Annotated in this window: 9 protein-coding genes and 3 pseudogenes; 6 read left to right on the top strand and 6 right to left on the bottom strand. The window is 46.3% G+C overall.

From position 1 onward, the window contains the following. The first annotated feature begins 113 nt into the window (after positions 1–113). Positions 114–1,064 carry a hypothetical protein gene (locus tag ACM6JA_RS21460; protein ID WP_414853964.1) on the top strand — a complete coding sequence of 317 codons (951 nt, stop codon included), beginning with the start codon at positions 114–116 and terminating at the stop codon, positions 1,062–1,064. 445 nt (positions 1,065–1,509) lie between these two features. Here ACM6JA_RS21460 and ACM6JA_RS21465 read toward each other — a convergent pair. From ACM6JA_RS21465 to ACM6JA_RS21475, 3 genes and pseudogenes are all read right to left on the bottom strand, one after another. Next, positions 1,510–2,617, bottom strand: a pseudogene (locus ACM6JA_RS21465) (transposase); the annotation flags it as partial. A gap of 155 nt (positions 2,618–2,772) precedes the next feature. Beyond that, the gene (locus ACM6JA_RS21470; RefSeq protein WP_409174219.1) at positions 2,773–3,924 is read right to left on the bottom strand and encodes a serine hydrolase domain-containing protein; all 1,152 of its coding nucleotides are present in this window, start codon (positions 3,922–3,924) and stop codon (positions 2,773–2,775) included. A 30-nt stretch (positions 3,925–3,954) separates the two neighbouring features. Beyond that, entirely contained in the window at positions 3,955–5,310 is a 1,356-nt protein-coding gene (locus ACM6JA_RS21475; RefSeq protein ID WP_088909978.1) for an erythromycin esterase family protein, read from the bottom strand. A gap of 253 nt (positions 5,311–5,563) precedes the next feature. On the opposite strand from ACM6JA_RS21475, the pseudogene ACM6JA_RS21480 reads away from it, so the two are divergent. The 4 genes and pseudogenes from ACM6JA_RS21480 to purU form a co-directional block, all read left to right on the top strand. Beyond that, positions 5,564–6,037: pseudogene (locus tag ACM6JA_RS21480) on the top strand (ABC transporter ATP-binding protein); the annotation flags it as partial. Next, positions 6,034–7,172: pseudogene (locus ACM6JA_RS21485) on the top strand (ABC transporter permease). The pseudogenes ACM6JA_RS21480 and ACM6JA_RS21485, both read left to right, overlap by 4 nt. 17 nt (positions 7,173–7,189) lie before the next feature. Further along, complete coding sequence (locus tag ACM6JA_RS21490; RefSeq protein WP_007728114.1) at positions 7,190–7,870, top strand: TetR/AcrR family transcriptional regulator; 681 nt, start codon at positions 7,190–7,192, stop codon at positions 7,868–7,870. A gap of 116 nt (positions 7,871–7,986) precedes the next feature. After that, the gene (gene purU, locus ACM6JA_RS21495) at positions 7,987–8,883 is read left to right on the top strand and encodes a formyltetrahydrofolate deformylase (protein ID WP_414853965.1); all 897 of its coding nucleotides are present in this window, start codon (positions 7,987–7,989) and stop codon (positions 8,881–8,883) included. Positions 8,884–8,953: 70 nt separating this feature from the next. Here the strand turns inward: purU and ACM6JA_RS21500 are convergent, their stop codons facing one another. Then, entirely contained in the window at positions 8,954–9,847 is an 894-nt protein-coding gene (locus ACM6JA_RS21500; protein WP_414853966.1) for a LysR family transcriptional regulator, read from the bottom strand. A gap of 124 nt (positions 9,848–9,971) precedes the next feature. On the opposite strand from ACM6JA_RS21500, the gene ACM6JA_RS21505 reads away from it, so the two are divergent. Beyond that, on the top strand, positions 9,972–11,186 hold the full coding sequence (locus ACM6JA_RS21505; protein WP_414853967.1) for an MFS transporter: 1,215 nt from the start codon (positions 9,972–9,974) through the stop codon (positions 11,184–11,186). Here the strand turns inward: ACM6JA_RS21505 and ACM6JA_RS21510 are convergent. Both ACM6JA_RS21510 and ACM6JA_RS21515 read right to left on the bottom strand, forming a co-directional pair. Further along, positions 11,164–11,928 (bottom strand): alpha/beta hydrolase, encoded by a 765-nt coding sequence (locus tag ACM6JA_RS21510; protein ID WP_414853968.1) that lies wholly within the window; start codon positions 11,926–11,928, stop codon positions 11,164–11,166. The genes ACM6JA_RS21505 and ACM6JA_RS21510 overlap by 23 nt on opposite strands. Positions 11,929–12,028: 100 nt before the next feature. Further along, positions 12,029–12,685, bottom strand: coding sequence for a CoA transferase subunit B (locus ACM6JA_RS21515; protein WP_007718547.1), 657 nt, complete (start codon positions 12,683–12,685; stop codon positions 12,029–12,031). Between the last annotated feature and the right edge of the window lie 37 nt (positions 12,686–12,722).

Consider the following 12,722-nt stretch of genomic DNA (forward strand, 5'->3'; position numbering starts at 1 on the left):
TCCTTATCCACTCTGCTTCCTTGTACATTTTTTCAAGCTCCTGAATCACCTCAGGGCAGTTCGAAGCACCACCGGAACAATTGAGAGAAACGCCGTTCTCTCGTAGTTATTACATGGTTTCTATCAAGACTCCGGATCCAAAAGAAAAACATCATGAAAGTGGGCTGCTCATTTATCCTAGGCTTTCTATCAACTTCTTGTTAGTATCCCTCTGCGTGCTTTATGGCAAACGTTTTGATTATCACGGTCCTGTTGAGATGTACGGTCTTTATCATGTACCTAACTTAGCTTCTAGCGAGCCAGTAATGCATCCGAAAATCGGATTTAATAACCACCAGTCGCGGGCGAACTTCAGTGTAGAATTGGAACTTTCAAAACTAGACATAATGCGTCCACTAATTGATTTAGAAAGTAAAATAGACCAACGCATTCGTGATATTTTCGAAGCTGCAGGCAACTTTTATCTCCAGGCTTTACAAAAATACGGCACGCATCCTGAGTCGGCTTATTTGGACCTAATTACATGTGGAGAAATCCTATCAAACTTCTGTGATTTTACATATGATGAATTATACGATAATAATCTCCTTAAGCAATTTGAAACCATTGAAACACAGATTGAGGGTGGTGCAGCAATTGTAAGAGATTTAAAGAAACGTCTTTATCAAGTATCACGGAAGTTCCGATTGACTCTGAAAAAATTACTTTCAGAGGATTTCTGTTTGAAAAACGAAGTACCAGAGGAATGGGTAAAGTTTGGTGGTTTAGATTGGAAAACGCTTGATAAACAAATTCGCGTAGCTTATCAAGTAAGAAGCAGTTATGTTCACACAGGTCAACGATTTAGTGAAGTAGTACAAGTATGTGAATTTGAAGTGCAGGTAGGCAGATTACAAATAAATGAGGGAGAGAGTAGAGAAGTTAAGGAGTTCTTGAAAGCGCTAAATGATGCTCCAACATTCAAAGGTCTCGAACGGATGATGCGTTATTGCTTAATTCGGTTCCTAGAGACGAATGGTGCTATCATTTTCCCAAGTGAGACAACCGGGCTGGAAACAATGTAGTATCAACAATATTTTGTTTAATATGAATCCTCCTAACGAATCAATAGTCTCGACATCCAGCAGCCGTTTACCTACGCACTTCAGGGGAGCAGCTGCTTTTGTGTCTGATGACATAAACAACGTCCCGTAATTGTTCTCAAAAAATAAAGTAGTAGACTGACAGCGCCTGTTGTAGCGCTGTTTATTTTTTATCGGATGATGTACGTTGAAGCCAAATAGATTGCATTGGACTCCTTGATACAAAAGGATTTTTTTATTATGTAACCACTTTGGCTTCATTTTTTTATTGAAGCAAATGTGGTTGCATAAGGGCTAGTGACAGGTAACTGCTCTAGACCGCAAAGTAGACTACCCCTATAAGGAGAGTCAATTAGGGGTACAGCCGAGATACGTGTAAAAATGGGTCATAGCATGGTAAAAAATACCATTTCTATGACCCCATCAATTAAATAGGTACTGACATTGCTCCTTCAAGTGGCTGCGGAATGTTTTCTAAATCAAGTATATAGTCCCCAAATCGTTTGACATGCTTGGTTAAATAAGGACTCAGAGCTTCAACATCATTCCTAAATAGTGTCTGCCCCTCTTTAATCAAGTCCCGTAAAATCAGGGTGATATCTATAACATTCTGAAAGATGACTGCATTCGCTACAAGATCGTTGTACTTGATGCGTTTTTCCTGTTCTTCTGGATCATTCTCAGCGATCACGCCATCTCCCCCAAAAAAGAGCCACTTGGAAAATCCATTGTATGCTTCCACTTTATTTGTACTGGCCGTTATTTGCTCACGTAACGTAATATCTGAAATGTATTTCAGGAGGAAAACGGTCCGAACAACGCGTCCTAATTCCCTAAATGCTTGATAGAGTCGATTTTTCTTACTCTCGTTACTAAGTTTCCGAAGTAAGGTTGACGGTAGAATTTTACCCTCCTTGATTGACAGAACTACCTGTAAGAGATCTTTCCAATGGGTTTCAAGTAAATCCCAATCCACAGTATCACTGAATAGTGGATCTATGTGTTCGTATACGGTGTCTTCACTTGGCCTGAAAAATATGAGATCCTTCCAATTTCGAATTCTAGGCATTAGGTTGATCCCTAACAGGTACGCTAATGCGAAAACAGGAGTAGATTGTCCTTGGGTATCAGCGTGCAACGTATCAGGTTGGATGTCTGATTTGTTCTTTAGTAGGCCATCTATTATGTAGACAGCTTCCCATACTCCGCAGGGAATGAAGTGACTAAATAAAGCAATGTAGGTATCTGAAATATGATGATAAGCAATTCCGCCATTACCCACCATAACGAATATGATATTCAGATAACAAATTTTCTTCGTACAAATCGAACTTCGTTCCGTCTGCAGCAGCTGTCTTCCCGTCTCCCCATAGTTTAGGCAGGCTTAGTGTATTGTATTGATTCAGAATGTCACGTATGGCTGCATCGATCTTCTGGGCAGTTACATGTCGGCGGTTTACAAATGAGAGCATATGGGGTGTAACTAAACTTCGCATATGTTTGGATGTTTGGGCTGGCCCAAGATTGCACCCGTATCCATCGGTAATCCGATCAGGAAAATGTCCCATGCGTTCGCGCAGGTGTGAGTTATAACGTAAATTGAGACTGTTTATAAGATAGTTTGAGACTGTTTATCTCGGACATTCCGTCGCGGGCAGAGGAAATTTCCGGTGCCAGCTTGCTGGTGTTCTTAATGTGATGAAGAGCCAATGAGTTGCTCGGCAATGCTTTTGGAAAGAGGCAACGTATTAATTTCAGAAGGCATCGCATTGATATTAAGGGTTTGTACATAATCCCCGCCGCGAGTTCCACCTGCGAACGTTGCGAATCCTGGAAAGTTGCCGCCATGCCCCCAAATCGTAATACCATTCGTCAGCTTTGTTCCAACGATCCCCAAGCCGTATTCACCTACTGGAGTTTCAACCCCAGTTAACATCTGATCTAAAGTAGCTGGTTTTAATAGCTTGCCACTAAGTATAGCACTGAAGAATGTATTCATATCATCCGCTGTGGAGATCATAGATCCCGCAGCATCTGCCCAAGAGGGATTCATTTCGGTTCTGTCTATGAATTGACCGTCGAGTACGAAGTATCCTCGTGCATGTTCACCTGGAATAAACGAGTAGTCGTCGGGTACATAAGTGCTCGTTAGCTTAAGGGGAGCTATGAAACGTTTCCTAATATGTTCCCCGTATGTTTCTCCAGTAGCCTTCTTAATAATCATCCCTGCCAGTACCGTATTCGTATTGGAATAAACCCATTTCTCTCCAGGCTTAGAGGTTGCCTTCATGTTCAGTCCAGTACGAACTAATTCGTCAGCAGTAAAGGAATGTAACGGGTTTGGGAGTAATTTATCGAGAATATCCTTGTGTTCTGAATAGTCAGGAATACCGCTTGTTTGGTTTAATAGTTGCCGAATCGTGATATGATCCCCTTCATATTCAGTACCCTTAACAACATCAGGCAGCCATTTTTCTATCGTGTCATCCAGGTTCAGTTTTTGTTCATCAACAAGCTGAAGAACGACCATTGCAGTAAACGTCTTTGTTAGACTACCGATCCGGAAAGTAAAGTTCGTCTTAACCGGGTCAGTACCGTAAATGCTTGCTTCACCGGAAGCATATGCCCATTTTGATCCTTTGTTTGAGGAAGCTACAATTATGCCCGGTATATTTTGATGGTTAGCAGCTTCATCGATAAGTTGCTTGGCTTTGGTCTGCGAATCTTGACTGTAAGTAGTAACGAGGGGATCCGCCTGCTTTGCAAAACCAGTTCCTTGTAATGGCAGTAATAGAGTCGCGGTAATCATTGTCGATACAGTGAGCATAGAAATTTTGTTCATTTCGTTTCTCCTTTTGATTAAGGAATCGTATTATTCATTCATTTGTGATGGAGTGACCTTTTTGATATAGAAAAAGATGTCAAATGTCTTGCCGAATGCAGCGTCTACAAACAAAGGTACTTCAGGTCCCAATTTTGTTATTCCGGCAAATAGAGGACGGGTTTCATCTAACCAAGTTTTCACCGAACCGCTTGCTTTGCGCAAGTCTACAAAAAATTGATCATGTTTGACTTGTCCGACGGTATAGTTAATGCTATTGGGGTCATCGATTCTAACCGTTCCGTAAGGACCGAATTTGCCGCTTTCATTAACAACGTTATATGAACCTGAATGGATTGAAGTCCCGATGGATACGTATTTGTCGCCGTAATGTTTAGCCAAATGTTGTCCTGACATCTCCGGATATACGAATGGAAGAGTATTGGTTTTGGATATATGTCCGTTATGACCCCATACAATGGTTTTCCCCCATTGTTCTTGTGTCCACTTCGCATTTTCATACATTGCAATATCATGTCTTAAGAAGAACTCCGGCTGTTGTTCAGCTGAAAGCATATGAATAAATTGCTCGATAATACGGGCGCTATGCAATGCCCATGCGTAAGCTTCTTTTTGCTTGCCGGCATTAGCTTTATTTTTTTCTAGCAGCTCAATAATAGACCGGGCATTGGAAAGATGCTTTTCTTTCTCATCTTTCGGCAGTTTCTCAAAACTTTCTTCATCTTTTGTTGCGGAAATAAGCTCTTTCATTTTGTCATTTAATTGAGAAATCAAATCCGGATGATATTGTTGGATATAGTCCGAAATTTTGTTAAACACATGTTCATCTAATTTTTTTTGATCCATCCCGATTACACGTACTTTGTTGGGATGTTTAGGATTGGCATTGTAGTCACGAATCCATTCCAACATTTGCGTCATTTCTTTATTGTTAAACACGGGGCTAAGAATTTTGTCTGGATGCCCTTTACCTGTAAGAACATATTGATCAAGCATCAATCCTTTCCCCCAGTTCTCCTCTAAGACAAGGTTTGTAAACCCCAATTCCGTAACCATATACTGTACGATACGGTGTTTCATCGTGAATATTTCATGCATGCCATGAGAAGCTTCGCCTAAACCAACAATAGAAGCAGATCCTATCATCTCTTTAAGTGGTTGTAAATCTTCCAAAGAAGCACGAGGCTCTGTTGTTGTTAATTTGCTTGCATTCTTCTCCAGCCACTGTAATGGAGTCTGGTTGTCCTTCATGGCAGTTTCAAGTTTAGATGCAGGCGTATTGCCCGAACTGGATGGTGTTGATGGGATTTCTTCTGTGGAACAACCGGCCAAACTTATACTACATATTGTAGTAAGTGCCAGCCTCGTTAATAATTTCTTGTTCATTTTTTTCCTCCCCAGGGTTATTGTTTGACATTCGTTGCGAAGCGATTTGTCTCCCCGAGTATTGCAAAGTAATTGTCATACTGCCAAGATGCCATTATGTCACCATGATGCGTTTTTACTGTCATATGACGGCTTATCGCCCGATTAGGACGGGATTATGATTGCAAAGTAATTGTCATACTGCCAAGATGCCATTATGTCACCATGATGCGTTTTTACTGTCATATGACGGCTTATCGCCCGATTAGGACGAGAGAATCTCGATTTTTATGCAGGGGTTTATCAATTAAACAGCGCAGAACGCAAGGAGCGGAAAGCGGAACTGATTGAGATGGCAGGCCTGACAGGCAGGGAAAAGCAGCTTGCGGGATCGCTGTCAGGGGGATGGAAGCAACGCCTCTCGCTCTCCTGCGCTCTTTTGCACAAGCCGGAGCTGTTGATTTTGGACGAACCGACAGCTGGAGTCGATCCTGTTTCCCGCCGCATTTTTTGGGACGTTATTCATGAGCTGGCGAAACAGGGGATCACCGTGCTGGTGACCACACACTACATGGATGAGGCGCAGACATGCGATTGGATCGGCTTTATCTTTTTCGGCAATCTGCTGGCGGAAGGCACTTCACAAGAGTTGATCGATCGTATGGGAGTAGGCAATCTGGAGGATGTCTTCATCGATCTGGTTAGGCAGGAGGAAGCCAGACAGGCGGTGGAGGAGGGAGTCAGATGAGGCATTTTGTCTGGGAGCGTTACTGGTCTGTAGTAAAGAAGGAAGTCATCCAAATCAAGCGGGATCGTCCCAGTCTGGCGATTGCATTGGTCATGCCGCTGATGCTGTTGTTTTTGTTCGGATATGCTGTCAATACAGACGTGAATGACATCCAGATGGCCGTCTGGAATCAAAGCCCTTCTGCTGCCAGCAGAGAACTGGTAGATCAGTTCGTCCATACGCGTGTATTCGAGGTGGCAGCCCATGTAGGTAGCTACAAGGAGATCGAAGCCATGTTAGACGATGGCTCCTTAAATGTAGCACTCATTATCGGGCCTGACTACACCCGCAAGCGTGATCGCAACGAGCCGGTGACGTGCAGATGCTCATTAATGGCTCCGATCCGAATATCGCCCGGACTGCGACCTCTCAAGCTCAGTTGATCGTCCAGCATCAAGCGATCACGTTGCAGGAAATGAAGCTGCAAAAACAAGGCTTGGGGGAGCTAGAACAGCCACTTGGCTTGGATACACGCGTGCTGTTTAACCCCAATATGGAGAGTATCGTCTTCAATATTCCCGGCTTGATCGGCTTGATTATGCAGAACGTCACGATGATTCTGACGGCGTTTTCCCTCGTACGTGAGAAGGAGCGAGGAACGATGGAGCAGTTAATCGTGACTCCGATACGCCCATTGGAGCTGATGCTCGGCAAAATTACCCCCTATGTAGGGGTAGGTCTCTTTTCGTTTTGTTTGGTGCTATTGGTTGGAACGTATTGGTTCGGGGTCCCGGTCAAAGGCAGCATTTCGCTTTTGGTGACTTTGTCTGTCTTGTTTTTGATGACGACGCTTCTCTTGGGCATTTTCATTTCTACGGTGGCAAAGACCCAGCTTCAAGCGATGCAAATGGCATTCGCCTTTATCCTGCCTAGCGTGCTTCTCTCCGGCTTTATGTTCCCGCGCGATTCGATGCCGCTCGTGATACAATGGTTAGGCGGGCTCGTCCCGTTGACCTATTTTCTGGAAATCTTGCGGGGAATTTTTTTAAAGGGCGTGGACATGGATGCGCTCTGGAAGGATGTCGTCGGAATGAGCAGCTTCTGTCTCTTGATCCTGACCGTCGCTATCCTGCGATTCCGCAAGAAGATCGAATAAGAGGAGCGTAATGGGTGATGAACAAGCCGCCAACATTTGTAGAAGGCCTGTTGCAATATGTAGAAGAGTTGAAAGACGAGAGTGAGATGACGGAGAAGCAGCGCAATATTTTGCGTGCATCAGTGAAGCTATTCGCCGAAAAAGGCTTTCATGCCAGCTCAACCTCTGAAATTGCCAAAGAAGCAGGAGTGGCAGAGGGAACGATTTTTCGCCACTACAAATCGAAAAAGGATATTTTACTTGCCGTCGTAGCACCTGTATTGGTCAAATTCGCGGCGCCGTTTATCTTGAAGGATGTCCGTGAGATCTTCAAAGAGCAGAATAAAAAAACATTTTCCCAAATCGTGACAGAGCTGTATCGAAACCGGATCGACCTGGTGCTGGCGAATGAAAAGCATATTCGCATTTTGCTGCAAGAAGCCTTTTTCCATGACGAAATCAGGGAAGCACTGATCGCTACAGTTTTCACGGGTGTGAAGGAGATGGCAAATAAGCTGATCGAGGCAAAGGTAGAGGTAGGCGAATTGCGTCCACTCCCGACACAGGCTGTTTTTCGGGCGATCCTGTCCTCGATGATCGGGCTCGTTTTGTTCCGGCAAGTTTTGGATACCGATGAATTTACGCAGTTCAGCGACGACGAGCAAATCGCCCTGACCGTAGATATTTTACTAAACGGGATTGGAAATCACTCTATCTAAAAATTTTTATCGATAAGTGAACATTTTTCTCTCCATTTGGGTATAGAAATCCCTTCTGGGAATGGTATAATTGCAAACAACTTTTTGCTGTTTTTTATTATGGAGGAGAGTAAACCATGCAATTGTTATCAGAGAGAGAATGGCTCGCGTATCGAGAGAAAAACAAAGATCGTGCGCGCATGCTGATTTCTTGCCCGGACCGCGCGGGTATCGTCGCGGCGGTGTCGAACTTCTTGTTCCAACAAGGAGCCAACATTGTTCAATCTGACCAGTACACGACCGATCCGGAAACAGGCCGGTTCTTCATGCGCATTGAATTCGATCTCATCAATCTGGAGGAGCGCTGCGAAGAGATCAAGGAAGCATTCAGTCCTGTAGCCGAGAGCTTTGGTATGGAATGGTCCTTGGTTGAAGCGAACAAGCGCAAGAAGGTCGCGCTGTTTGTTTCCAAAGAAGATCACTGCCTATTAGAGTTGTTATGGCGTTGGAAGTCCGGGGAGCTGTTCGCGGATATCGCGGTTGTCGTCAGCAACCATCCTGACATGCAGGAGACTGTGGAGTCCTTCGGTATTCCGTATCGTTGCATTCCAGTCACGAAGGATAACAAGCCTCAGGCAGAAGAAGAGCAGATTGCAGCGGCGGAGGGTGTTGATCTGATCGTTCTGGCTCGCTACATGCAGATTTTGTCCCCGCGCTTTTTGGAGGACTATGCGATGCGGATTATCAATATCCATCATTCCTTCCTCCCAGCCTTTGTCGGAGCGAAGCCTTACGAGCAGGCGTATCGTCGCGGGGTGAAGCTGATCGGGGCGACAGCGCATTACGTCACGGAAGAGCTGGACGCAGGTCCAATCATCGAGCAAGACGTTCAACGTGTATCGCATCAGGAAGACGTCGAGGCACTGAAGCAGCTGGGACGTCAGGTAGAGCGTACAGTGCTTGCACGTGCGGTTCGTTGGCATCTGGAGGATCGGGTGCTGGTATACGGCAACAAGACGATTGTGTTTCCATAAGCATTGTGTATAAGAAGAGGCTATTCCTTTTGAGGAAAAGCCTCTTTTTTCGTTTTGATTCGTCATATTTTCAAGTCAGTTTCTCACGCTTTACCAACTCCAGAAACTGAGCAACAACAGGCCGCTGTTCTGTCTCATCATCACGCGTGCAGACATACAAGGGACGCTTGATCTCTACCCCTGACACGGTTACACGACCGATCTCCCCCTGCGCTACCATTTCCCTAACGGCCAGAGCAGGTGCCAACATCGTCCCATATCCCGCGCGAACGGAGTGGATAGATTCGACCAGACCGTGATACTGAATACCGACCTGTGGACGTTTCACACCATGTTCGCGACAGAGGGAAAAAAGCCAATCGCGGGTAGAACTGCCTTGCTCCCGCAACAAAAATGGTTCCTCCACGAGCTGCTCCATACGGATATCTTTTCCTGCAAGCGCATGATGGGCGGGCAAAATAAACCAATAGGGTACATCCATCAAATGATACCGCTTGATAGGCAGCTCATCCCACGATTCCTTGAGAATAACGGCTACATCGACTTCACAGCTAAGAAGCAGTTCAATGGATTGCATGGAATTACGCGTGCGAATTTCCACATCGACTCCTTCATAATCACGCTTGTACTGAGCCAGCCACTGTGGCACGAGATAATGGGAGGGGAGATAGGTAGAAGCAATCTTTAGCCGTCCTTTCTTTCCCAGTTTGATTTCTGTTAGCTGTGATTCGATTTCGCGTTCCCAGTCGTAAATACGGCGTGCTTTTTCAAAAAGAAAACGCCCTTCGTAGGTGAGAGAAATGCCACGACCATCCGGGATGAGCAAGGTCATGCCCAATTCATTTTCGAGCTTGCGGATTTGGGCACTTACGGCAGGTTGGCTGATCGAGAGTGCGATTGCTGCTTCGGTTACACTGCGTTGTGACGCCACTTCTACGAAAATGCGGAGTGCATGTAAGTTCATCTTGTGCCTCGATTCATAACTTTTATTTATGAGTGATAGGTAAAGATGTATTAGATATGATGAGTGATTGCGCGTAAGGTATACCTCAGAAAGACAGAAAACGAGTAGAGAGAAGGATCAGGAGATGAGAGAAGTCAGTGGAAAGACACAAGTCGTGGCAGTCGCACTGATAACAGCATTATGCATGATAGGAGATTCGATGCTGTATGTGGTGCTTCCTCTTTTCTGGAAGGAGGCGGGATTAACATCGCTGTGGGAAGTGGGGGTATTGCTTGCGGTGAACCGTTTCATCCGTGTACCACTAGGCCCCCTTGTTGGAAAATGGTATGAGCGCTCGGGCGGACGCACGGGTTTGATTGTGGCAGTGGTGCTGGCTTTTCTGACGACACTTTCGTACAGCCTGGAAGGCTTTTGGCTGTGGCTTCTGATGCGATGCTTGTGGGGAGTCGCTTGGACATTTTTAAGGCTAGGTGCGTTTTCCTTGATCGTGACCGTTTCCGAAGGGCATAATCGTGGGCAGCTCATGGGCTTGTACAACGGACTGTATCGATTGGGCAGTCTTGGCGGCATGCTGGTCGGAGCGCTGCTGGCCTCTTGGTACGGGCTTTCTGTTGCCTCCATCGCACTTGCGGTACCTACCTTGTTTGCATTCATTCTTGTTTTTCGTTATATACGTCCTTCCTTTACCAGTCAGCATCCGACAGACGTGAAGCAGATGGATACAGGAAAACGCTTGTGGAGTCAGGCGCAGGTGCTGTTGACGCTGACGACGGCATTACTCGTCACGATGGTGTACCAGGGGGTATTTACCTCCACGTTGAGCAGAGTGATCGAAGTACGCGAACCGCTTATCATGATTGGCGGAGTCGTGCTGGGGGCAGCGGTGATTGCAAGTGTGATCCAAGGCATTCGCTGGGGGTGGGAGCCGTGGGCTGCCCCATTGGTAGGCAAATTGTCGGACAGGCATGGCCGGACGAATTTATTCATCGGGACATTGCTAGTCGCCTCCGTTCTGTTTGCTGTGTTGCAGGCAGCGTCTTCGCTTGTTCTATGGTTTGCGATTTTATTCGGCATCCAGCTGACCGCAACGATTATCACGACCGTGATGGATACCCTTGCGGCAGATGAAGCTGCAAGACAGGCCAACAGCCAAGCAGTAATGACACAATACTCAGTTGTAAGTGACCTGGGCGCAGCGCTGGGGCCGCTCCTAGCCTTCTGGCTGGATGAACAGGTTGGTTTGGGTCCAATGTACACCGGAATAGCGATCATCTTGCTCCTGGTCGGACTTGTATGGTTGGGACGACCAAAGCTGATCAAGATGGAAAGCGCTTCTTAATAGTTGTCATGACGTGAGCAATGGCTGCCTCCTTGTCCGGACCGTGCAGCAGCATATGGTTCGAATGCTCGTACCAGGTAATTTGCGGGGAGGCCGATTCGTCTACGCTGGTTGCGAGTATTTGTGCGCTCACGGCGTGAACAGTGTCGTCTCGCCTTGCTTGCAGCAGGAAGTAAGGGGTCGTAATTTGAGGCAAAAGCGGCTTCGTTTCTGCCAACAGCCTGCGAAATTGCAGCATACTGCTAATAGGGATTCTGCCGATGCCATGTATGTAGCGTTTGGAGTGGGTAGAGAAATCCTCACGCAAATAGTGCATCGCCTCTTTGACATCCCAATATTTATAAGGGGTGTTGATGGTAATCAGCAGGGCGACGGGGTATTTCGTCGTCAAGTGAAAGGCGAGCAGTCCCCCCATGGAAAATCCGATAACCACGATGGTGTCAGCGCGCATGGACAGTCGCTTGTAGCCTTCTTCTGCCGAGCGGAGCCAGTCGTGGCGGGTGCTTTTTGCCATGTGTCGACGAGTAGTCCCATGTCCCTCCAAGGTAGGGCATTCCACCTGATAGCCAGCTTCGCGGAGCTTTTTGGCGAGTGGGAGTATGTCGTTGATGTCTCCGGCAAATCCATGGATGAGTAAGCAACCGACTGTTCCTGACATGGAATCTCTTCCTCTCAGATACTGGGAAATTTGATGGATCATCCATATTATATACGAAAAGGTGAGAAGGAGGCGACCGCGCAAGTGTGCGCACACCAAGTAAAAAAAGGAAAGAAAAAGCGACTTCACGCAGCTGCGATGAAGTCGGCTATTCACTAACGGGGTTCTGTACCTGAAAAATAGGTTACAGCCCAATTGTTTTCAGTTCTGGAGAGATAACTAGCGTAGGCTGCGTGCAGGCTTGGATATCTTCCGCTGTATAGCCTTCTGCTACTTCGACGAGGACGAGCCCATCTGGTGTGACGTCCATGACAGCTCTGTCCGTAATGATACGGTTGACAACCTTCTTGCCGGTAAGTGGCAGAGCACATTCATTCAAGATTTTTGTCTCACCATGCTTGTTGACATGATCCATGATGACGACGATTTTTTTCGCGCCGTGGACGAGATCCATGGCACCACCCATGCCCTTGACCATTTTGCCAGGAATCATCCAGTTTGCGAGATCACCCGCAGCAGAAACCTCCATCGCGCCCAAAATAGCGAGGTCGATATGGCCGCCGCGAATCATCGCAAACGATTCAGCACTGGAAAAATAGGCCGCACCTGGAATAGCCGTAACGGTTTCTTTTCCGGCGTTGATTAGATCAGGATCGAGGTTTTCCTCTGTGGGGTAAGGACCAATTCCAAGCAAGCCGTTTTCCGATTGCAGAACAACCGTTTTTCCTTCCGGGATGTAGTTGGCGACGAGCGTGGGCATTCCAATTCCCAAGTTTACGTAAAAGCCATCTTCTATTTCCCCGGCGGCACGAGTGGCGATTTGCTCACGTGTAAGCGACATCTGTGTTTTCCTCCCTTGAATGTAATCCGGTTCTCTC

It is taken from the genome of Brevibacillus sp. IT-7CA2 (assembly GCF_949767855.1).
GTDB lineage: Bacteria > Bacillota > Bacilli > Brevibacillales > Brevibacillaceae > Brevibacillus.